At 62.8% G+C, this 20,195-nt stretch carries 23 protein-coding genes and 1 tRNA gene; 10 read left to right on the forward strand and 14 right to left on the reverse strand.

Annotation, left to right across the window (positions count from 1 at the left end):
- Window positions 1–6 precede the first annotated feature (6 nt).
- The gene (locus BLT92_RS02400) at window positions 7–612 is read right to left on the reverse strand and encodes a DinB family protein (RefSeq protein ID WP_092108702.1); all 606 of its coding nucleotides are present in this window, start codon (window positions 610–612) and stop codon (window positions 7–9) included.
- Between the two features lie 66 nt (window positions 613–678).
- Window positions 679–2,004 (reverse strand): Nramp family divalent metal transporter, encoded by a 1,326-nt coding sequence (locus tag BLT92_RS02405; protein WP_092102751.1) that lies wholly within the window; start codon window positions 2,002–2,004, stop codon window positions 679–681.
- Window positions 2,005–2,137: 133 nt separating this feature from the next.
- Between BLT92_RS02405 and BLT92_RS02410 the strand changes: the two genes are divergently transcribed.
- The 6 genes from BLT92_RS02410 to BLT92_RS02435 all read left to right on the forward strand — a co-directional run bounded on the left by BLT92_RS02410 (window position 2,138) and on the right by BLT92_RS02435 (window position 5,876).
- Complete coding sequence (locus BLT92_RS02410; RefSeq protein ID WP_092102754.1) at window positions 2,138–2,551, forward strand: YidH family protein; 414 nt, start codon at window positions 2,138–2,140, stop codon at window positions 2,549–2,551.
- A complete protein-coding gene (locus BLT92_RS02415) occupies window positions 2,548–2,898 on the forward strand; it encodes a DUF202 domain-containing protein (RefSeq protein ID WP_092102757.1) in 351 nt (116 codons plus the stop codon). The genes BLT92_RS02410 and BLT92_RS02415 overlap by 4 nt, the downstream gene beginning before the upstream one ends.
- A 59-nt stretch (window positions 2,899–2,957) precedes the next feature.
- The gene (locus BLT92_RS02420; protein ID WP_092108704.1) at window positions 2,958–3,275 is read left to right on the forward strand and encodes a hypothetical protein; all 318 of its coding nucleotides are present in this window, start codon (window positions 2,958–2,960) and stop codon (window positions 3,273–3,275) included.
- 28 nt (window positions 3,276–3,303) lie between these two features.
- Window positions 3,304–4,230: an AEC family transporter gene (locus BLT92_RS02425; protein ID WP_092102760.1), complete on the forward strand. Its 927-nt coding sequence runs from the start codon at window positions 3,304–3,306 to the stop codon at window positions 4,228–4,230.
- 88 nt (window positions 4,231–4,318) lie between these two features.
- Entirely contained in the window at window positions 4,319–5,368 is a 1,050-nt protein-coding gene (locus tag BLT92_RS02430) for a TIGR01906 family membrane protein (RefSeq protein ID WP_092102763.1), read from the forward strand.
- Between the two features lie 298 nt (window positions 5,369–5,666).
- Window positions 5,667–5,876, forward strand: coding sequence for a hypothetical protein (locus BLT92_RS02435; RefSeq protein ID WP_092102766.1), 210 nt, complete (start codon window positions 5,667–5,669; stop codon window positions 5,874–5,876).
- 71 nt (window positions 5,877–5,947) lie between these two features.
- On the opposite strand, the gene ppk2 is transcribed toward BLT92_RS02435, so the two are convergent.
- Both ppk2 and BLT92_RS02445 read right to left on the reverse strand, forming a co-directional pair.
- The gene (ppk2, locus tag BLT92_RS02440) at window positions 5,948–6,850 is read right to left on the reverse strand and encodes a polyphosphate kinase 2 (RefSeq protein ID WP_092102769.1); all 903 of its coding nucleotides are present in this window, start codon (window positions 6,848–6,850) and stop codon (window positions 5,948–5,950) included.
- A 103-nt stretch (window positions 6,851–6,953) separates the two neighbouring features.
- On the reverse strand, window positions 6,954–8,420 hold the full coding sequence (locus BLT92_RS02445; protein WP_269457389.1) for an MFS transporter: 1,467 nt from the start codon (window positions 8,418–8,420) through the stop codon (window positions 6,954–6,956).
- On the opposite strand from BLT92_RS02445, the gene BLT92_RS02450 reads away from it, so the two are divergent.
- Window positions 8,374–8,450: transfer RNA gene (locus tag BLT92_RS02450), tRNA-Leu, on the forward strand. The two genes, BLT92_RS02445 and BLT92_RS02450, sit on opposite strands and share 47 nt — an antisense overlap.
- Before the next feature lie 339 nt (window positions 8,451–8,789).
- Window positions 8,790–9,248 carry a hypothetical protein gene (locus tag BLT92_RS02455; RefSeq protein WP_092102775.1) on the forward strand — a complete coding sequence of 153 codons (459 nt, stop codon included), beginning with the start codon at window positions 8,790–8,792 and terminating at the stop codon, window positions 9,246–9,248.
- Window positions 9,249–9,317: 69 nt separating this feature from the next.
- On the opposite strand, the gene BLT92_RS02460 is transcribed toward BLT92_RS02455, so the two are convergent.
- Window positions 9,318–9,695, reverse strand: coding sequence for a winged helix-turn-helix transcriptional regulator (locus BLT92_RS02460; protein ID WP_092102778.1), 378 nt, complete (start codon window positions 9,693–9,695; stop codon window positions 9,318–9,320).
- Between the two features lie 79 nt (window positions 9,696–9,774).
- On the opposite strand from BLT92_RS02460, the gene BLT92_RS02465 reads away from it, so the two are divergent.
- The gene (locus tag BLT92_RS02465) at window positions 9,775–10,380 is read left to right on the forward strand and encodes an NAD(P)-dependent oxidoreductase (protein WP_092102780.1); all 606 of its coding nucleotides are present in this window, start codon (window positions 9,775–9,777) and stop codon (window positions 10,378–10,380) included.
- 174 nt (window positions 10,381–10,554) lie between these two features.
- Here BLT92_RS02465 and BLT92_RS02470 read toward each other — a convergent pair whose 3' ends face one another.
- The 5 genes from BLT92_RS02470 to BLT92_RS02490 form a co-directional block, all read right to left on the reverse strand.
- The gene (locus BLT92_RS02470; RefSeq protein WP_092102783.1) at window positions 10,555–11,928 is read right to left on the reverse strand and encodes an NAD(P)/FAD-dependent oxidoreductase; all 1,374 of its coding nucleotides are present in this window, start codon (window positions 11,926–11,928) and stop codon (window positions 10,555–10,557) included.
- 80 nt (window positions 11,929–12,008) lie between these two features.
- A complete protein-coding gene (locus BLT92_RS02475) occupies window positions 12,009–13,304 on the reverse strand; it encodes a S8 family peptidase (RefSeq protein ID WP_092102786.1) in 1,296 nt (431 codons plus the stop codon).
- Complete coding sequence (locus tag BLT92_RS02480) at window positions 13,301–14,248, reverse strand: Ppx/GppA phosphatase family protein (RefSeq protein ID WP_092102789.1); 948 nt, start codon at window positions 14,246–14,248, stop codon at window positions 13,301–13,303. Before BLT92_RS02480 ends, BLT92_RS02475 begins: the two co-directional genes overlap by 4 nt.
- Window positions 14,249–14,257: 9 nt before the next feature.
- Window positions 14,258–14,788 carry a DUF501 domain-containing protein gene (locus BLT92_RS02485; RefSeq protein ID WP_092102792.1) on the reverse strand — a complete coding sequence of 177 codons (531 nt, stop codon included), beginning with the start codon at window positions 14,786–14,788 and terminating at the stop codon, window positions 14,258–14,260.
- Entirely contained in the window at window positions 14,788–15,279 is a 492-nt protein-coding gene (locus BLT92_RS02490; protein WP_092102795.1) for an FtsB family cell division protein, read from the reverse strand. The genes BLT92_RS02485 and BLT92_RS02490 overlap by 1 nt, the downstream gene beginning before the upstream one ends.
- A gap of 560 nt (window positions 15,280–15,839) precedes the next feature.
- Between BLT92_RS02490 and BLT92_RS02495 the strand changes: the two genes are divergently transcribed.
- Entirely contained in the window at window positions 15,840–16,802 is a 963-nt protein-coding gene (locus BLT92_RS02495; RefSeq protein WP_231938982.1) for a hypothetical protein, read from the forward strand.
- A gap of 323 nt (window positions 16,803–17,125) precedes the next feature.
- Here BLT92_RS02495 and eno read toward each other — a convergent pair whose 3' ends face one another.
- The 4 genes from eno to BLT92_RS02515 form a co-directional block, all read right to left on the reverse strand.
- Window positions 17,126–18,406, reverse strand: a complete 1,281-nt coding sequence (gene eno / locus BLT92_RS02500; protein ID WP_092102796.1) for a phosphopyruvate hydratase — start codon at window positions 18,404–18,406, stop codon at window positions 17,126–17,128.
- Between the two features lie 140 nt (window positions 18,407–18,546).
- Entirely contained in the window at window positions 18,547–19,347 is an 801-nt protein-coding gene (locus BLT92_RS02505; RefSeq protein ID WP_092102799.1) for a tyrosine-protein phosphatase, read from the reverse strand.
- Window positions 19,344–19,796 (reverse strand): MazG nucleotide pyrophosphohydrolase domain-containing protein, encoded by a 453-nt coding sequence (locus BLT92_RS02510; RefSeq protein ID WP_231938983.1) that lies wholly within the window; start codon window positions 19,794–19,796, stop codon window positions 19,344–19,346. Before BLT92_RS02510 ends, BLT92_RS02505 begins: the two co-directional genes overlap by 4 nt.
- A 159-nt stretch (window positions 19,797–19,955) precedes the next feature.
- Window positions 19,956–20,150, reverse strand: coding sequence for a CsbD family protein (locus BLT92_RS02515; protein ID WP_092102801.1), 195 nt, complete (start codon window positions 20,148–20,150; stop codon window positions 19,956–19,958).
- Window positions 20,151–20,195: the final 45 nt, after the last annotated feature.

Below are 20,195 nucleotides of genomic sequence, written 5' to 3' on the forward strand. Positions count from 1 at the left end.
GTGCGCTCAGGCGTTGTTCGCCAAGGTCCGGAGTTTCGCAAGGTATGCATCCCAATCCCAGCCCGATTCGGGTTTATGGTCCTCGGGCATGTTCGGGTTGCGGGGGTTGAGTCCCACCTGTCCGTCGATGCTCTCGCGAACGATGTCGACCTGCCCCAGATGCCGGGTCAGGTCCACGATGACGTGCACCATCATCTGCTGCAGCGACACCGCAGCCTTCTCGGGCCGCCAATGGGGCACCGTCCCCTGCGCGTCGAGCGTGTGCGTGTCTATCGTCTCGTCGGCGAAGACCCACACCCGTCGGTAGAAGTCGAGGATGGAGCCCGCAGTTTCCGTCTCCGTGGCATACCAGTCAGCCTGCGGGTCGGACTCGAGCTGTTCGTCGGTAAAGGTCTCGTCCGGATTCGGCCACGGCCTGCCGAAAGTGTCGCCGAAATACCCGATCTCCACGAGCGTCATGTGCTTGACGACGCCGAGGAGGTTGAACCCCGTGGGCGTCTGCGGCATCCGCAGCTCCCGTTCGCTGAGTTCTTCAAGCTTCCACATCAGATCATTGCGGCTGGTCTGCAGGTGGTTCTTGAGGATCGTCTTCATCGCATCGTCGCGGGGCATGTCTCCATTCTGCCGCGGATGAGGGAAGAAGGACATCCCTCTCCCCTCATCCGCGGCAGAGATCCCTCATCCGCCCCAGAGCGGTGCCAGGCTCGAGATGAGCTTCTGGCCGCCGAGGACGATGAAGAGCAGCGCGGTGATGGCCAGCGCTATGTTGGTGTGCAGCTTGTTCGCCCATTTCCTCGGAATCCTCTTGCCGTTGAGGAGGCCGAGGAGCGTGATCGCCAGGAACGGCATGAACAGCGACCCGAGCACGCCATAGGCCAGGATCAGGCCGATCGGTTTGCCCAACAGGAACAGGATCATCGGTGGGAAGGTCAGCCACAGCACATAGAACTTGAAGTACTTTCCACCTGTCAGAGTGTCAGGGTGCCCGGCAGGCTTCTTGCGCATGTGTCCCCAGAAATCGGCGAACATGAGCGAGACACCGTTCCACACTCCGATGATCGAGGAGAAGGATGCGGCCCAGAATCCGACGAGGAATCCGGTGCCGACCACCTCGCCGTATTCGGCCTTGAGCACATCCGAGAGCTCGAGCAGTCCCTTGTCATCGGCAGAGATGGAGACTCCGGCGGCGCGGACGACCTCGGCTCCGACGATGAGCATGGCGATGACGAAGATTCCGGTCAGCACGTAGGCCATGGAATTGTCGATGCGCATCACCCGCATCCACTTGGGTGTGTGCCAGCCCTTCTCACGCAGCCAGTACCCGTAGGCGGCGAGAGTGATCGTACCGCCGACGCCACCGGCCAGAGCCAAGGTGTAGATGACGCCGCCTTCCGGGATCAGCGGGATGAGCCCGGTGAGCATGGCCGGCACATTGGGTACGGCGATGATGGCCAGGCCGACGACGGTGACGAACATGATTCCGACGAGAGCCGCAGTGATCTTCTCGAACACGGAGTACCGCCCGAACCACACCATGGCGAAGCCGGCCAGTCCCATGACGATCGCCCACACAGTGAGGTTGACCCCGGGGAACAGCGCGGCCAGGGGAAGTGCGGCCGAACTCATCGCGGTGGCACCGTAGACGAATCCCCAGATGATGATGTAGGGCCCGAAGTACCAGGTCGTCCATCGGCCCAGAGAGGTCCATCCCTCGAAGATCGTCTTCCCTGTGGCCAGGGTGTAGCGGCCCGCGCCTTCGACGAGGACGATCTTGAGGATCACACCGACGATCACCGCCCACAGCAGTCCGTATCCGAACTGGCTGCCGGCCACCAGGGTCGCCACCATGTCGGCGGCGCCGACACCGGTCGCAGCAACGACCAGACCGGGTCCGACCACCTTCCATTTCGCTGGACCCTGGGCTTCGGCCACGCCCGTACCGGCATCGGCGCCGGTTCCGTCACCAGGCCCGGAATTATGCGGGCCGTTGTCATTGTCAGTCATGTCTCGTCTTCACCTTCGTCATCAGCTCTGCCTGTTGCCGTCACCACCGTCGAACTCTCCGTCGCGCCCGAGGCGCAACGCCGGCGAACTCACGCCAGCAGGCGAACTTCAGCAGAAATCGTCTTACTGTGACATGGTATTCGACCACAGCGGTTATCCTCGATACGTGACCCCCGACGACTCACGCAGCAGGATCGCCCGACGGATGTTTCCCGACGGCGAGGATCCCGACCCGCGATTCACCCTCGCCAACGAACGCACGTTCCTGTCCTGGATTCGCACAGCCCTGGCGTTCATCGGCGGTGGCATCGCTGTCGAAGCCTTCACCTCGGCGATCTTCACCTCTGGACTGCGGGCGACTCTGTCGATCGTGCTCATGACCATCGGATTCATCCTCGCTGCGGGTGCGGCCTTCAGATGGCATCGCATCGAATCGGCGATGCGCCATAAGACCTCGCTGCCGCTGCCCCTCATCATCCCCATCGTCAGCCTGGCCTCCGCGCTGGGCGCCGGCCTTCTCGTCCTGGTCTTCGCCGGAGTCCTGTGACCACGCCGCGTCCCAGACGGCCCCAGCCACACGCCGATCCGGGGCTGCAGCCCGAGAGGACGACCCAGTCGTGGCTGCGCACCAGCCTGACGATGACCGTCGTCAGCCTGTTGTTCATCCGCTGGATCAATGTGTTCGGAGGACTGTCCGTCGTCGTCTTCGTCGTCTGCATCGGACTGGCGATCGCCGCGATCGCCCTGCAGGTCAGACGCTACCGTCTCGGAGCGGTGTCCATTCGCGCCGAACGGGGTCGCCCGACTCCCTGGGCGATCCTCTTCCTTGCCAGTTCGGTCTGCCTCATCGCGGTTCTCAGCATCGCCTCGGTCATCAAGATCACTCTCGATTGATGTTCCTCGTTGTGAGACCGCCGTCCGGTTCCCGGCCGGCGTTGCCTAAACTGGGTGCCATGAAGGATGCACGTGAAGTTTCGACCGCCCCACTTGTCGCCGTTGGCCTCGTCGGCGGATTCCTGACGGCCCGCGAGACCGGGATCCGTCCCCTCGGTGGAGTCGTGCTCGCAGCCGCCGGCGCCTACGCGGCCCGCACCTGGTTCGCCAAACAGGGCTGGCCCATCGGCACAGCGCTGACCCTGGGCTACCTCGGCGGGTTCGGTGCCTCTCACCCCCTGGCGAAGAAGATCGGCGCATGGCCCGCGGTGCTCAGCGTCGCAGCCGGCACTGCCGCGGCCGCCTACCTGGCCGTCGACGCTGCCGAAGCCGCCTGAACCGGAAAGCGAGGACCACCGGTAGCCCATGCTGGCAGTTTTCGAAGGCTTCGCCGTCATCGCAGGGGTCATCCTGGTCGGGTTCGTGCTGGGACGATCCGAGGTTCTGGGACCCACTGGGCAGCAGGTCATTGCGAAGCTCGTCTTCTATGCCGGCACCCCCGCCCTCCTCTACGTCACGGTTGCCGACACCGACCTGGGCCTGATCTTCAACACAGCACTCCTGGCCACAGGAGGGTCCGCGCTCATCGTGGGCATCCTGCTGTTCGTCCTCACCCGATACATCCGCAGACGCAGCACCGGCGAGGCGATGTTCTCCGCCTGGGCCGTCAGCTACGTCAACATCGGCAACCTGGGCATCCCGATCGCGGCCTATGTGCTCCACGACATCGGATATGTCGCTCCCGTGCTGCTGTTCCAGCTGCTCATCCTCGCCCCCATCGGCATGGCCGTCCTCGACGCTGCGGGCAAGAAGAAACCAGACCAGCATTGGTATTCGGGCCTGTTCCAGATCATCAGGAACCCCATCGTTCTGGGCGCGGCCGCGGGTGTGGCCGCCTCGGCGACGGGCTTCGAACTCCCACGCTTCATCTTCGAACCCATCGACATGATCGGCGCCACCGCAGTCCCTGGAGCCCTCCTGGCCTTCGGGATCTCACTCAAGGACGGGTGGGGGCTGCCGGCTCCCGGAACTCGGAAGCAGCTGACCTACATCACGGTCGCCAAACTCGTCATCCAACCGGTCCTGGCGTGGGCCATCGGCGGTCCCCTGCTGGGATATTCCGACATCGCGCTGTTCGCCATCGTCGTCACCTCGGCTCTGCCGACGGCACAGAACGTCTACATCTACTCCATGCAGTACCGACGATCCGAAGCGCTCATGCGTGATGCGGTCTTCATCACGACCGTGCTGGCGGTGCCGACTCTCGTCATCGTCGCAGCCCTGCTGGGCTGAGCCTCGGCGGTCCCGACCACCTCGGTGATCTGGTGCTCAGTGGCGTGTCGGAGCCAGCTTGCCCTCCCGGGTCGATGACAATGGGAACGTGGCTGGAGACGAGAAGAACGAGACCGAAGACCTCCTGAGCAGGCGGATGAGTTCAGGGTCCGGTAACGCTGCCGAAAAGCAGACGGAACCTCCCCTGGAGGCAGCGAACGATCCGTCCACCGACACCGAGGCGTTCGACCCGATCAGGGAACCGATCGCCAAGGACGAGCCCAAGCCCTCAACCGGGCCCGTGCACGTGGCACCTGCCCATTCGTCGAACCCTGCCGAGACCGCCCGGACCCGCGAGGTTCCCGCCAGCTCCCGCACAGCTGTGATGAGTGAAGCAGACTGGGCCGCCGTGACCCAGGCTGCAACGTCAACCGAAACCCACGATCCCGAGGTGCCCGAGCGGCGCCGCAGCGTCCTCGATGTCATCGGCACCATCTGGATCACCCTGGCCACACCGTTCATTCTGCTGGCCCTGGCCGTGCGATTCGTGGCCTCGGGACTGTTCCTCAAGTTCGAGTACTTCCGGCCCGGATTCCCTGCCGACCAGTTCGGCTTCGGCAGCGCCGACCGCGAACACTACGGCACCTACGTCATCGACTACCTGTCGAACCTCGACTCCCGGCGCTACCTCGCCGACGTCATCATGCCCAACGGCGAACCCATCTTCATCTCCGAAGAGCTCAACCACATGGCCGACGTCAAGGCCCTCATCTCACTGCTGTACCTGATCGCAGTGATCGGCCTCATCGGCGCGGTGCTCTTCGGGCTCTACATGTCGCGCAGGCACGGAATGGGCATCCACGTCGGTCTGCGCCTCAGCGCCATCATCAGCATCGTCGTCATGGCCGCTGCAGCGGTACTGGCGTTCCTCGGTTGGGACACCTTCTTCCGCGGTTTCCATCAGATCTTCTTCTCCGACGGGACCTGGGAGTTCTACGCCGATGATTCCCTCATCCGTCTCTTCCCACCCCAGTTCTGGGTCGACGCGGGCATCGCCGGAGGCGGCCTCTTCGTCCTCCTCGCCATCATCCTCTTCTGGCTCAGCTTCGCCGGCCACAAGAAGCGTCGCGCGCTGAAGAAGTCTCGGCGCCAAGCCTGAGCGTTGCGGGCTTCGCGCCCGTTCGAACACAGCGGGCTCCAGGCCCGCTCCACGATTCCGGCCGGGTGGTCTTTCCCCTTCTACCCGGCCGCAGCTCTTTCCTGGGGCGCGACATGGATGTCGGCTCCGCGCCAGATGCAAATTCCCACCGATCGCAGGTCAGCGCCTTGATCCCCCACCACCGTGTGACTAGCGTCGAGAACACAGATCGTGATGCCCGGATCACGGGCACCCGGCCGAGCATCGATCGGTTTGATTGCCTCGAACACAGCTCGAGTGCAGAGAGGAGCAGAAGACCATGAGCGATGAGCAGAAGAATGCGGAAGGCAGCGTGGAGACTCCCGAGGAACAGCTCGAGCGCATTGCCGCAGAGCACGACGTGCCGATAGAAAAGGATCCGAAGGAGGCCCAGGCCGAGGCCGAAGCTTCCCAGCCCGACGAAGAACGCGACATCCGCGGTGGAGACACGAAGGAAGATGAGGACACCGCATCAGAACCACCGGACTGAGCAACCTCGGCGCAGACAGCCTCGGCGCAGACCGGGGAGGTCGGACCGTGCAGGTGCCCTGGCGCTGATCCTCAGTCGTCGACGGCGTCGCGTCCACGCCGGACGATGATCGGATCAGGTTCGTAGACGACGGAGGTGTCTTTGTCCTCGTAGTCGAACTGGTTGAGGAAGTAGCGCATGGCGTTGAGCCGTGCGCGCTTCTTGTCATTGCTCTTGATCGTGATCCACGGAGCGTGATCGGTGTCCGTGCGTCGAAACATCTCTTCCTTCGCCGCGGTGTAGTCGTCCCAACGATCCAGGGATTCGAGGTCCATGGGAGAGAGCTTCCACTGTCGCACCGGGTCGATCTGCCGGATCGCGAAGCGAGTCCGCTGTTCGCGCTGGGTCACGGAGAACCAGAACTTGGTGACGTGGATATCGGAGTCGATGAGCATCTTCTCGAACACCGGAGCCTGTTCCATGAACGTCTCGTACTCGTAGTCGGTGCAGAAGTCCATGACGCGTTCGACGTTGGCCCTGTTGTACCAGGAGCGGTCGAACATGACGAACTCGCCGCTGGTGGGCAGGTGGCTGATGTAGCGCTGGAAATACCACTGCCCTGCTTCCTTGTCCGAGGGTTTGTTCAGGGCCACGACCCGTGCCGCTCGCGGGTTGAGGTGTTCGGTGAAGCGTTTGATCGTCCCGCCCTTGCCGGCAGCGTCACGGCCTTCGAAGACGATGACGTGTCTGGCGTTGGTGTCCTGCCCCCAGTATTGGAATTTCAGCAGCTCCACCTGCAGCTGGTACTTCTCGAGTTCGTATTGTTCCCGGTCCATGAGTTCCGGGTACGGGTATCCCTCACGCCAGGTCTCGACCGCACGCCCCAGCGGGTCGATGAGGTGCGGATCGGTGGTGTGGGAGTTCTCGACCGCGTAGCCTTCGAGTCGAAGTTTGTCGATGTATTCGCGCAGATTCTCATTGAGCAGGCTATTCACGGGCGCTCCTTAGCATCGACGGCATCGGTCTTCTTCAGCGGCTTGGCCCATCACGTCGCGGTCGTCACCAATCCTCGGGCAGGGTACCGAGCAGAGGTGAACATCAGGTTATCCGATCTATGTCCCGTTTCGGAATGATTCCCAGACTGAGCAGAGGGGCGATCGCGACGAGGGCAAAGGACAAGGGGTAGCCGAACACGGTGACCAGGGCGCCGAATCCCGGCCCGAGGATCGCGGACATGACGAACTGTCCCGTGTTCTGCATGCCCATGGCTTTGCCCGACCATTGGGGTCCTGCGGCCTCGGCGACCGAGGCGAAGGCCAGACCGTTGTCGGCCACCGAGACCGTTGCCGCCAGGATGAACACCACGCTCGCCACGATCGGCATCGGGGTCAGTGAGATCAGCGCGATCGCCGCGACGAGGACCATCGCCGCAATCGCCACGACCCGCATCAGCCCGACCCTGGAGCCGAGACGATCGGAGAGGCCCCCGACGATCATGCGTCCCAGCGCCCCCACGATCTGGGAGGCGGCGACGATGCCGCCGGCGATGCCCGCGCTGATGTGCTGGTTCGCGATGAGCCAGATGAGGCCGTAGGTGGAGAAGGCGAACTGTGGGATCACCAGCAGCGCGGAGACTGCGTGGATCCGCCACAGGAACGAGTCCATCCGGTAGGGGTTGCTCGTCGAAGGCGGCGTTTCGACCTCTCCCCCCGCCGAGGTGGGGCCTGGCCGGGAATCGTCCGTGGACGTGCCTACGGGGCTGGGAGCCGCCTCGGCGCGGGGAGGGTCCCGGACGAGGCCGAGGCAGATGACGGCCATGACACCGGTGACGATGACGACGAACCACAGGTATCCGACAAAGCCGTCGGACGCGGCGATCGGTGGGACGGCCAGGGCCGCCACGCTCGTGCCCAGTGGCTGCGACATCTGTCTGATCCCCATGGCCAGACCACGGCGGTGGCGGGGAAACCAGCCCATGACCACGCGCCCGCTGGCCGAGTTCACGGATGCGGCGGCAGCGCCGGAGGCCGCGATGATGATGACCATCCACACTGGTGAACCGACCACCGCCACCGCCACACCTGAGGCCAGGGCCGTCAGACCGATGCCCAGCGTCATAGCCAATCGTTCACCGAACCTGTCGGCAAAGGCACCCCAAGCGATGAGGGTGAGGATGAGACCGAAACTCGGGGCCGCGGCCACGGTGCCGGCCTGAGTCAGCGTATAGCCGAGATCAGTGTGCATATACGGAATGAGAAAAGCCGGCCCGGTGATGGCGACAGTGGCCGCCATCTGGGACAGCACCCCGACGACGAGGATCACCCAGGCCTGTCTGCTGGGCGGATTCTCGGTCATGAGTTTGAGACTAGTCGTCTCACGACTGGTGCGTCGGTGTGTCTCAGATCGCGGTGTCGGCCTGGTCGTCGTGTCTCTGATCGCGGCAGTCCCAGGTACGCTATATGGTACGTGCTGGCGCTGTGTTTCCAGTGCCGATGCGGCGCAGGCAGCGTCCGCATGGCCCCCTATAGCCCAATCGGCAGAGGCAGTCGACTTAAAATCGATCAAGTGTGGGTTCGAGTCCCACTGGGGGGACCATAGAAACAGCCTCTCACCTGCATTGATGCAAGGTCAGAGGCTAACTCATATCTGACTGGGAATCGAGTACCTCATGTTTACCTATCTTCTTCACTTCGGTTTTGGCCGAATTGGCTCACAGTTGCCGCTCTGGGCCACCGCCGAGCCTTGATTCCAATCAAGCACAGTGAAACTGTGGTAGTGCCAGCGACAAGAACGCCAGGGATGCTCCTCCCAGACGGGATAGCTGGCATTCATCTTTCCGTTTGCCCGAAAGGGTAGAACTCAGTCCCGAGCATGCAGGCGTCGTGAGTAAGCTGGAGGTTCGCATCCGGCCGTTCACCCGGGCAAGATGGTGATATGACGAATGTGCTGCTCACCCCGCAGGGTCCGCCTCTGTCCGTCGGCGATATGGGAGATCTCAGCGTCGCTGCCACACCGGGACCTGCCGTTCTCTTCGCGTCTCCAGCCACCTCGGGCGACGTCAGCCCAGGCTCAGCTCCTGAGACACCCGAGGCAGAAAGCACCGTGGCCACTGCATCCAACCGCCCGCTCGCTTACCGTGAAGCGGACGCCGATTGGCATGAGCTCGGATACGAAGCTGCCGATCACTGGGAGGGCCTCTCCCCCGAGCTGCGCGATCGACTCATCGCCGATCGGACGGCGAAGCTCAGCCGTGAGGAGTACTCCGTCACCACCAGCGGCGCGAGCGCGTCGATGATTACGAGCAATTGGACGTACTCAGGTTCTCCTCGCATGTATCGCATCGCAGGTGAGCTGCGTGAACTCGCCGAGGTGCTCGCGGAGATCGGCGACTGATTTCTGCTCTCCTGACCAGCATCGACCGACGGCCAGCATCGTGACCCTGTCAGGCCCACCTCAGAGTGCTTAGAGACTGCTGTTCAACTGACGATCTCTGCTCTCCGAGATGGTGGCCACGTTGAGTTCAGCCCACCTGCGCAGAGTTGCCACGGGCACCTGAAGGGACCGGCCCAGGTCGGTCAGCGCGTATTCCACACGTGGAGGAGCCTCGGCGAAGACCTCTCTGGTCACGAGTCCATCGGCCACCAACGACCGAAGTGTCGAGGTGAGGACCTTCGGTGTGATTCCACCGATCGCCAAACGGATTTCACTGAAGCGCTTCGGGCCCTCGTCGAGTGTCTCGATGATGAGGACCGTCCATTTGTCACCGACTCGGTCGAGGACGATCCGGGTCGGACATTCGGGATCGAAGGCATCGCCCTCCCAAGAACTGCTCGTGCTCATAGCTCAATAGTATCTTTGAAGTACTCGATATCCAACGGGTACCTTTGTGGCAGTATCTGCTTCAACGAAAGGACACACCATGAAGATCGCACTGTTCGGCGCATCCGGAATGATCGGATCCCGCGTCACCAAGGAAGCCGCCGAGCGCGGCCTCGAGGTCACTGCCATCACTCGAACCGGCGTTGAGGTGCCGGGAGCCGCAGCGAACCTTAAGGGCGACATGGGAGACGCTGAGTTCGATCGACAGGCCGTCGACGACCACGACATCATCGTCTCGACAACCGGCCCCAGCCGCACCGGAGGATCCCACGACGACTGGCTGAAGGCCCTGGAGACACTGGCTCAGGCCAGTGGCGACAAGCGTGTCTTCGTCGTCGGCGGTGCCGGATCGCTCCTCGTCGGAAACGCCATGCTCAAAGACACCGAAGGATTCCCCGAAGCCTATAAGGCTGAGTCAGAGACCGGCACGAGGGCACTCGAGCTGATGCGCGCGGGCAGGTACTCACCGTGGACGCTGATCTCCCCTGCCCCGGAGATCGGTCCCGGTGAACGCACGGGAACCTATAAGACCGAATTTGAGACGCCTGCCGGCGATTCGATCTCGGCCGAAGACTTTGCTGTGGCCATGGTCGATGAGATCGTCGACGCGAAGCACATTGACGCTCGCTTCACCGTCGCGAACTGAGGTTCTCGGGGCCGAGCACTCATCGGTTCGGGGCCGATCCCCCAGACTCTGCGTGTCCGTCCATCGGTGAATGACAAGAACGCCGGGAGTGCAGCAGATGCATTCCCGGCGTTCTTCAGACCTCATCAGGCTTCACGTCACGATGAGACCCCAACGCGAACCTGCACTCAGGCATCAGGCCTTGGCGGTTTCCTTCTTAGGAGCCGGCTTTGAGTTGGCTGCCTCGACGAAGTTCTTACGAGGAACGTCGAGATCGGCCAGCGGCATGGCGTCGCGGCCGACGATGGCGTTGAGGATCCAGTTGCCGAAGACCTTGACCTTGCGGTCCACTGTCGGGATCGCGTAGCCGTGGTAGGCGCGGTGCATCAGCCAAGCGAGGACGCCGCGGGCTTCGAAGTCGCCCATCTGCGAAACGCCCTTGTACAGGCCGAGACCTGCAACGGTGCCGATGGTCTTGTGGAAGTACTGCTTGAACTCTGTCTCTCCGCGCAGTCCGGCGAGAACGTTGGCAGCAAGCACTGGTGCCTGGCGCACGGCGTGCTGAGCGTTGGGCACGCAGTAGCCGCCCACACCGCCACCGGAGAGATCGGGCACGGCGGCGTTGTCGCCGGCGGCCCATGCGCCTTCGACAACACCGTTGTCACCCTCGACGCGCAGATCGGCGCGCACAGTCACACGGCCGCGCTCATCGAGAGGCAGGTCCGAGTCGACGAGGATCGGGTTGGCCTTGACGCCAGCCGACCACACGATGGTGTCGGCGTCGAACTCTTCGCCGCTGGAGAGCTTGACGTGCTTGTCGGTGCAGTCCTGGAGGAAGGTCTCGAGGTAGACATCGATGCCGCGTTCGCGCATGTGCTCGACGACCCAGCGAGCCTGAGCCTCGCCGACCTCGGGCATGACACGCTCAAGGGCTTCGACGAGGACGAAGCGGACATCTGCTTCGGTCAGCGTCTCGTACTGAGCCACAGCGGAGCGGACCACGTCTTCGAGCTCGGCGAGGAGCTCGATGCCTGCGAATCCGCCGCCGACGAAGACGAAGGTCAGCGCTTTGCGACGCTCATCATCGTCTTCCATCAGCGAGGCGTCGGCCAAGCGGCTGAGGAGATGGTCGCGCAGTGCGACGGCCTCCTCGATGCGCTTGAGCGCGATGGCGTTCTCCTTGAGGCCGGGGATCGGCAGGGCACGCGCCACCGAACCGGCGGCCATGATGATGTGGTCGTAGTCGAGCTCGAACGCTTCGTCGTTCTCGGGCTCGACGGTGACGAACTTGTCGCCGTGGTTGATTGAGGTGACCTTCGCGGTGATGACCTCAGCACCGGAGAGGTTGCGACGCAGCGGCACGACAGCGTGGCGCGGCTCGATGGACCCGGCTGCGACCTCTGGCAGGAACGGCAGGTAGGTCATGTACGGGTTGGGATCGACCACGGTCACTGTGGCTTCGCCACGACCGAGGTTCTTCAACAGATTCTGAGCGGTAACGAGACCAAGGTAGCCGCCACCAACGACGAGGATTCGAGGACGCAATTTTGAGTTTCTGATGAGTGCCATATTCCCATCTTAGGCCCTTGTGAAAACTTTCACGAATTGCATCTCGACGCTCGAGATCAGAGGTTTGGCACCCGGTTCGATCACCGTCGACGGCGGATGAAAACCACTGCTGAGAGCGCGAAGAGGATCACCGCGATGAGGCCTCCGGCACCCAGAACCGAGAAGCCCAACATGGGTGTCGACTGCGATGAGACGACGTCCTTGGGCGCGACCGCTTTCGGGTTGTTGTCCTCGGCTGGGGCCGCGCTCTCGGTCTCGGACGGATCGGATTTCGCGCGCCTGTGCATCGTCACCCAATCGGCGAGAGCATCGGCCGCGCTGGGCACCGTCTTCGGGACATCGGACTTCATTGCGGCTTTCGGATCGAGCCGGCCCCAGCCGACGATCGGATCCGGCTTGCCCTTCTTGCTCTGCCCCTTGTGTCCGGGGACGGGCTTGGCCGTCGAGGTCAGTTTGGCGGTGACCTCGTCGGCGCTGAGGTCTGGATTCTCGGCCCGGATCAGCGCAGCGACGCCGGAGACGATGGGTGAGGCGAATGAACAGCCTTGTCCTTCCGCATAGCCGCCGGAGTAGTACGGAATCGGAATGTCGGACGCGGGCCCCATGAGGTCCACGGCTGTTCCGGGGGCGGTGGATTCCTTGAGCACCTTGTCGTTCTTGCCCAGCCCGCCGACGCCGATCACTCCGGGGACCGTCGACGGCGACCACGCCTGAGTCGCCCCCTGGGAGGCGTTGCCGACGCAGGCGACGATGACGACGTCCTTCTCATAGGCGTAGGCGAAGGATTCGTCCCAGCTGGAGGGCCAGGCGGGATCGTCCCAGCCCAGCGACATGTTGATGACCTTGGCTCCGGAGTCGACGGCCCATCTGATCGCCTCATCGGCCTGCTCACGGGTGGAGCCGGAATCCTCCGGCCGGTCGGGCCCCAGCCACATCGATGCGGACAGGATGTCGACGTCAGGGGCCACTCCGGTCGGGCCGGCCCCCTTGCCTTGGCCCGCGATGACACCGGCGACGGCGGTGCCGTGATGGATCGTGGTCTTGCCGCCGATCGGGGTCTTCCCATCCTTGTCGAGTCCGCTGAAGTCCTTGGACTTGCTCACAACGTCCTTGAGGTCGTCATGTTCGGCATTGACGCCGGAATCGATGACGGCGACCTTGACACCTTTGCCGGTGGTCTTCTTCCACAGATCGTCGATGCCGTAGTCCTCGATGAACCACTGGCCCGGCCCGGGCTCAGGTGCTGCCAGCGCAGGCTGGGTCGTCCCTATGACCAGACCGAGCACGAGGGAGCCGACGACGGCGAGTTTCGCGGTGCGCTTTCCTGCGCGTGGACGCTTGGCTGCTGTCGCTGTCCGCGCGGTGGCGGACCTCACGATTGCTGGCGCGCGAGATCGAGCGCGGTGCCGTCGAGGATGTCCGTTTCCGAGACCATGATGTCGAGTTCAGCCCCCGCGGCCTTGACTGCTGTGTCGATGCGGGCCGCGATCCGGGCGAACAGCAGTCCCCCGGCTGCGATGACGTCGACGCGTCCGGGGTGCATGTAGGGCAGCGCCGCGCGAGCCTCTCGCCCCATACTCAGCAGCTCGTCGGCCTCATTGTCGATGTCGGCCACACGCAGATGCGTGCCGTGGATGCGCTCGCGCTGATAACTGTCGAGGTCGAGGATTCCCGCGGTCAGCGTGGTGACGGTGCCTGCGACTCCGATCATCGTCCGCGGTGCGGACAGATCGACGATCTCTGCAGCCTTGTCGAGATTGGCATCGATGTCGTCGAGGGCCGCTCGGATCTGCGTCTGGTCTGGGATGTCGACGGACATGTGGCGTTCGGTCAGGCGCACGGACCCGATGTCCATGCTGACCGCCGAGGTGACTCCCTCGGTTCCGAGGACCAGTTCGGTTGACCCGCCGCCGAGGTCCATGACCATGAACGGGCCGCTGTCGGCACCGTGTCCGACGGTGGCGCCGAGGAATGACAGGTGAGCCTCTTCGTCACCGGAGATTACGTCGGGCACGACGCCCAGGATGCCGAAGATTCCGGCGAAGAACTCGTCCCGGTTCTTCACGTCGCGGCTGGCGGAGGTGGCGACGAATCTCAGCTTCTCCGGCGAATACTCGGCCGCCACCTCGGCGAATTCCCGGGCTGCGGCGAATGTGCGTTCGAGGGCTTCGGGGGCGAACTCCCCCGTCGCGTCCACTCCCTGGCCGAGTCGCACGATCCGGGTCTCACGACGAAGCTCGGCCATCTGGCCCTGCTCGTCGACCTCGGCGATGAGCAGGCGCAGGGAATTGGTCCCACAGTCGAAGGCGGCAACTCGCATGAGTCTCTCCTATTCGCTTGCCTCGGGCGAGGCGTTTTCCGCGCCCGCCGGCGTGGGGACGTCGGTCATGAAGGAGATCGCACGGTCCCCGATCGGGTTGAGCCCTGCCCCGGCCGCCAGGGAGTGCCCAACGAGAGCGTGCAGGCACTTCACACGGGTGGGCATGCCACCGGCGGAGTAGTCCTCGATCTCTGTCACCTCGGCGATGCCGGCCTTCTCACCGATCTCAGACCGTGTTGCGAGGTAAGCAGCGTGCGCCTTGGCGTAAGCGGCTGCGAGCTCGTCGTCCTCGGCGACCTCAGCGGACCATTCGGCCATGATTCCCGAGGCCTCGAGCCGTGAGCACTCGGTGACGAAGGCCGGATGGGTCAGGTAGAAGGTGGTGGGGAACGGAGTTCCGTCTTCGAGTCGAGGGGCCGTGGCGACGACCAGAGGCTCGCCCGATGTGCTGCGAGCTGCGATCCCGACGACGCCGCGCGGAATCCGTCCGAGCTGGTCCTTCAGGATGGCGAGGTCCGCCTCGGTGCACTCTGTGATCATCAGCCCTTCTCCACGGTATTGCCGACCTCTTGAATCGACTCCAGCAATTCAAGGTACCAGGCTTGCTTGCGCTGCGGGCGGTCCGTATCCGAATCGTCACCGTTGATCGCCTCCTGATTGATGACGATGACCGCGTTCTCACCCTCCTCCACGTAGTACTGGTCTTTGCGGGCCTTGCGTTTGATGTAGGCGGGGTCTTTGAGGTTCTCGTTCCTCTCCTGCAGTCCCTCGACTTCGGACTTCGTCGATTCGATCTCGCTGTTGAGTGCCGCGATCTGCTGCGCCTGCTTGAGTGCGGAGTTGATCGATGGCAGGAACGTCACGAGCACGATAGCGATGACGAGGAGGAAGACGCCGGTCTGCCAGGACAGCTTCCGCTTGCGGGTGTCTTCGGTGGGCTGAGCCTCGACAACCGGTGTGGGACGTCGACGGGGAGCGGCTCTGCCCGGAGCCGATTTGGGGGCACTGCTTCTGGGCTTGCTCGGAACCATGTCTCTTTCCTCTGCGACCGGGGATGGGAAGGCAATCGCAACACGTCTAAGTCTGCCGTGTCAGCATCCGGACTGCGAGGATTTGGCCGTCGTGGCGTGTTCTATTTTTCGAGCACCCACTTGCATCGCTCCCTTTCGGCCGCATCTCTCCCACCCCCTGCAGCTCCTGCAACTCCTACCATCCCCTACAGCTCCTCTCAACCCCTACAGTTACGGCCTACCCCTACAACTGGTTCACCAAAAGGCACCACGAGCACCAACTCCTCCCTGTGCAAAGAGACGTTTCAGCACTCAGAGTGAGGGGTGCGAACTCTGGCGGCCCCGCGACTTGGGCCAGCGCCCAGTTGACTGCTTAACAACACTCGCGTTCGGGCAGCCGCACAGTCTTTATCCACCGCCGAGTACGTCGATCCACAGACTTATGCACAGGCAGATTCTTTTCTATTGCGCTTTGATGTCACTAGATGCAGATTATTGTCATGTATAAGATTCTGACGACACAGCAGATCCTCCGACTCGGGTTCAGTCACGAAGATATTCGGCGTGCAAGAAGTTGCTGTGTGCGCCGACTCTCTCGCGGCGTCTATTCCGTCAGACACATCTGCGACCGGGACAGGCACCGAGCGCTGTGGGCGAGCATCGAGGAAGGAGCGCACTCAGAGTTCACAGAATACGGGGACATCCGTGACGAGATCGAAGAGCTCGATGCGGCGGTGATGGCGCGATGCGAGGTCAGATTTCAGAAACAAGGAATGGTCGATGCGAGATCGGACGCCACACCGCAATCGGCCACCTCAGCCCAGTCGTCAGCTGCGCCTCCCCCACCCGAGGTGTTCTCTCACATTTCCGCCGCCCTCATCCACGGTCTGCCAGTCGCCTACCCCGTCACGCACCAGGTCGAAGTGGTGCGTCCCGGGACCAACCGCAGATTCAAGAGCATCCATGTCAGGGGCGGGACAATACCGAAGAATCACCGCCTGAAGGTTCGCGGGACCGAGATGACCACGCTCGAACGTACCCTCATCGATGTGGCGCGCACATACAACCCCGATATCTCAGTTTCCATGCTCGACAGCGCTCTTCGCCGTGGCCTGACGACGATGGAGAAGATCTTCACAACACTTTCGCAGTGCTTCGAGTCCAGAAACACCAAGAAGGTTCACCTGGCGCTCGACCTGGCAGATGCTCGACGCGAATCCCCAGCCGAATCGATCGCGGCGGTGAGGTTCTTCCAGCACGGAATCAATGGGCTCGTCCCCCAAGTCGAGTTCGATGCGGCCTCACTTCATTCGAGACTACGCGTCGACTTCTGTCACAAGGCAGCTCGACTGATCATCGAAATCGACGGCATCGGGAAACTGTATCTCGGCTCGGGAGTGCCCCGTGACGAACTCGAGAGGGAACGGCGTCGCGAACAGTGGTTTCGAGATCGGGACTGGCGAGTCGTCAGGATCAGTTGGAAAGAGCTGTTCAAGGAGACAAAGTTCGAGGAGATCAAACGCATCCTCATGAAAGTCCGGTGATCTCGCGAGGATGCCCCCGCCGCCACGGCAGCACCCCTCGCCCGCAGCCCCTTGAACAACCTCTGCAGATGTATGAATTGCGAGGGACAGGAGGAGTTATGCAGTTCCCGAAAGGTTGTGTGAGCGACGGGATGTTTTGCGAGCGCCGGGAGGAACTGGCGTTGAATATCGCCGAGGCGGGGTCAGGTGACCATGGTTGATCACCTGACCCCGCCTCGGGGACGAAGCCAGCCGGCTGCGCGGTGCCTCAGCGTCTCGGCACCGCCACAGCCCGAATCTTCTCAGCGCAGTCGCGCAGTCACTCAGCTGCGCCGCAGAATCGCTCAGCCGTCGAAGCGCGGGAAGGCTCCCCGGCCGGCGTAGCGGGCGGCATCACCGAGCTGCTCTTCGATGCGCAGCAGCTGGTTGTACTTGGCCACGCGCTCCGAACGGGCAGGAGCTCCGGCCTTGATCTGGCCGGCATTCGTGGCCACGGCCAGATCGGCGATCGTCGTATCTTCGGTTTCACCCGAACGGTGCGAGATCATCGTCGTGTAGCCGTGGGTCTGAGCCATCGACACTGCGTCGAGCGTCTCTGTCAGCGTGCCGATCTGGTTGACCTTGACCAGCAGCGAGTTGGCAGTGTTGTTGTCGATGCCTCGCTGGAGTCGTTCGGGGTTCGTCACGAACAGGTCGTCGCCGACGAGCTGAACCTTTGAGCCGATTGACTCGGTCAGGGTGGCCCAGCCCTCCCAGTCGTTCTCGTCGAGAGGATCTTCGATGGACACCAGCGGGTACTTGGCGAGCAGGCCCTCATAGTAGGCAGCCATGTCCTGTGCCGACTTCTTCTCGCCTTCGAACTCGTAGGCTCCATCGGTGTAGAACTCGGACGAGGCCACATCGAGTGCCACTGCGATATCGCGGCCAGGGCGGTGTCCGGCAAGCTCGATGGCTTCACTGATGAGGTCGAGTGCAGCGGCGTTGGAGTCGAGGTTCGGTGCGAATCCGCCTTCGTCGCCGAGTCCGGTGGACAGTCCGCGCTCCTTGAGCACGCCCTTGAGCGCGTGGTAGACCTCGACACTCCACTGCAGCCCTTCGTGGAAGCTGGCCGCACCGATCGGTGCGATCATGAATTCCTGGATATCGACGTTGGAATCGGCGTGCGATCCACCGTTGAGGATGTTCATCATCGGGACTGGCATGACATGGGCGTTCGGGCCGCCCAGGTATCGGTAGAGCGGAAGATCTGCGGACACGGCGGCTGCGCGAGCCACTGCCAGCGAGGTGCCGAGGATCGCATTGGCACCCAGGCGGGATTTGTTCTCGGTGCCGTCGAGCTCGATCAGGGCCTGGTCGACCAGACGCTGATCATCGCTTTCGAGACCGACGATGACTTCGTGGACTTCGTCGACGACAGCGTCAACAGCACTGGTGACGCCTTTGCCCAGGTAGCGCTCCGGGTCTCCGTCACGCAGCTCCACGGCTTCGAACTCGCCGGTGGAGGCTCCGGAGGGGACACCGGCACGACCGACGGACTCATCGGCCAACAGCACTTCCACCTCAACGGTGGGATTTCCCCGGGAATCCAGGATTTCACGGGCATTTGCGGCAACGATCTCAGCCACTGATTACTCCTTCGCAATTGGTTTCACATGGGGAACATGTGCCTGCAGGACAGCTTAATGCACCGAAGGACTGGGCTTCGTCCTCGCCCAGGGCCATTCCCGCCCAGTCCCATTCCCGGCCCGGCTCATTCCCAGTTGCCTCAATCCCGGTCGGCAGGCGCCAACAGTTGATCGCGCAGCTTCCCCGGGCTTTCCGGATCCATTCCGTGCTCGAGCAGATAGGCTTCGACACCGTTCTCGCCGTACTTCGCATCGATCGAGTCGAGGAGCTTCGCCATCAGCTCCGGCGGTGCCGCCGTTGCGGTCTCGGCGAGGTTTCCGCCGATGCCGGCATCGGCGAAGTTCCGGGTGATGTTCTCCAGGAACCCTCCTGCCAGATGCCGCGAGGTGATCGAATATTCCTCGAGGATCTCGTGACGCCCCACGCCGAGGAGGGTGAGGACGAACGCAGCGACCACACCGGTCCGGTCCTTGCCGGCAGAGCAGTGGAAGACCACCCCGCCTTCACAGCTCTGGGCCACGACGTCGACGGCCATGGCCAGACGGGTTCCGAAGTGCTCGATCATCAGGTCGTAGATCTTGCTCAGCGAGCGATCGGAGAGGTCCATTCCGGTCGCTTCGGCGGCCTGCTTCATCTCCTCGACGCTCAGACGTTTTGCGGGGAAGAAGTGATCGTCGAAGATGGGTAGTTCGACATAATTCACGTCGAGCCCCTCAACGGCGTCGGGCAGCTTCGAGCGTTCCCCGATGTCACGTAGGTCGACGACGGTTGTGATGCCCAGTGCTCGGATGTCGGCTCGCGCTTTGTCCGTGAGTTGGGCGAGACCGTCGGCACGGTAGACCTTCCCCGTTCCGACTCTGGATTCCCCCGCCGAGGTGGGGCTGCCTCCGATGTCACGGAAGTTGAATGTGCCTTCGATGTCGATGCGATCCAAGCTCACTGATTCGTATCTTTCTGCTGTTCTTCTGCTGCCTGCTGTTTCTCGTCTGTCTTGATCCGGCGGTATTCCCGCTCGACGTCCTCGAGCGAGGCCATCTGTCCGTCGGCGGCGCCCTCGCCGAAAGCCAGGGGATGGCGTCGGACGAGTTTGGCTTCAAGTCCGTCGACGATCATTCCCAAGGTGTGTCCATACGGGACGGATCCGCTCTCGTCCAGCAGAGCTGAGTGGAACAGCACCTGATAGAAGACGTCGCCGAGCTCGTCGACAACGGCCGAACGGTGGTGCGGGCTCGGATCACCTCGATAGTCGTCAAGTGCCTCGATGAGTTCTTCGGTCTCTTCACGGGCATACTTCTCCAGGCTTCCGTGGTCCTGTCTGCTCGACCACGGGCACCTGCGCCGCAAGGTCGCCATCGCCTCGATCACGCCGGCTGTCCGTGCCTCACTCATGTGGCTGTGCCTCACACTCATGTTCTGCTTTTCCACCGGGGTTCCTGCCTCTCGAATCCGCACACTGACATTCGACGGTTTCTCGCCTGACGACTGCAAGGAGTCATGCGCCCATAGGAACGACCCCCACCGCGGGCGCGATGGGGGCCGAATTCCTCACTACTTGGAGAACTTGTCCTTGACGTCTTTGCCGAGGTCCTTGACCTGTTCTCCGACCTGCTTGGTTTTGCCCTTGAGCTCATCGGTGGAGCCTTCTGCCTTGAGCTCGTCGTCATCGGTCAGGTCACCGACCGCTTCCTTGGCCTTACCGGAGAATTCTTCAGTCTTGTTGTCGAACTTGTCGTCAAAACCCATGGTGTCTCTCCTTAAGTCTCACGGTACGTCTGTATCCGTATTCGC

This window comes from Brevibacterium picturae (assembly GCF_900105045.1).
Classification (GTDB): Bacteria; Actinomycetota; Actinomycetes; order Actinomycetales; family Brevibacteriaceae; genus Brevibacterium; species Brevibacterium picturae.

Bases quoted from the DNA above. Each gene is read 5' to 3' on its own strand.
- BLT92_RS02455 (WP_092102775.1), top strand. From the start codon at position 8,790: ATGACGAATGTGCTGCTCACCCCGCAGGGTCCGCCTCTGTCCGTCGGC.
- BLT92_RS02485 (WP_092102792.1), bottom strand. From the start codon at position 14,788: ATGATCACAGAGTGCACCGAGGCGGACCTCGCCATCCTGAAGGACCAG.
- BLT92_RS02420 (WP_092108704.1), top strand. From the start codon at position 2,958: ATGAAGGATGCACGTGAAGTTTCGACCGCCCCACTTGTCGCCGTTGGC.
- BLT92_RS02410 (WP_092102754.1), top strand. From the start codon at position 2,138: ATGGTATTCGACCACAGCGGTTATCCTCGATACGTGACCCCCGACGAC.
- BLT92_RS02470 (WP_092102783.1), bottom strand. From the start codon at position 11,928: ATGGCACTCATCAGAAACTCAAAATTGCGTCCTCGAATCCTCGTCGTT.
- BLT92_RS02460 (WP_092102778.1), bottom strand. From the start codon at position 9,695: ATGAGCACGAGCAGTTCTTGGGAGGGCGATGCCTTCGATCCCGAATGT.
- BLT92_RS02480 (WP_092102789.1), bottom strand. From the start codon at position 14,248: ATGCGAGTTGCCGCCTTCGACTGTGGGACCAATTCCCTGCGCCTGCTC.
- BLT92_RS02510 (WP_231938983.1), bottom strand. From the start codon at position 19,796: ATGAGTGAGGCACGGACAGCCGGCGTGATCGAGGCGATGGCGACCTTG.
- BLT92_RS02435 (WP_092102766.1), top strand. From the start codon at position 5,667: ATGAGCGATGAGCAGAAGAATGCGGAAGGCAGCGTGGAGACTCCCGAG.
- BLT92_RS02425 (WP_092102760.1), top strand. From the start codon at position 3,304: ATGCTGGCAGTTTTCGAAGGCTTCGCCGTCATCGCAGGGGTCATCCTG.
- BLT92_RS02465 (WP_092102780.1), top strand. From the start codon at position 9,775: ATGAAGATCGCACTGTTCGGCGCATCCGGAATGATCGGATCCCGCGTC.
- BLT92_RS02400 (WP_092108702.1), bottom strand. From the start codon at position 612: ATGCCCCGCGACGATGCGATGAAGACGATCCTCAAGAACCACCTGCAG.
- BLT92_RS02515 (WP_092102801.1), bottom strand. From the start codon at position 20,150: ATGGGTTTTGACGACAAGTTCGACAACAAGACTGAAGAATTCTCCGGT.
- BLT92_RS02405 (WP_092102751.1), bottom strand. From the start codon at position 2,004: ATGACTGACAATGACAACGGCCCGCATAATTCCGGGCCTGGTGACGGA.
- BLT92_RS02490 (WP_092102795.1), bottom strand. From the start codon at position 15,279: ATGGTTCCGAGCAAGCCCAGAAGCAGTGCCCCCAAATCGGCTCCGGGC.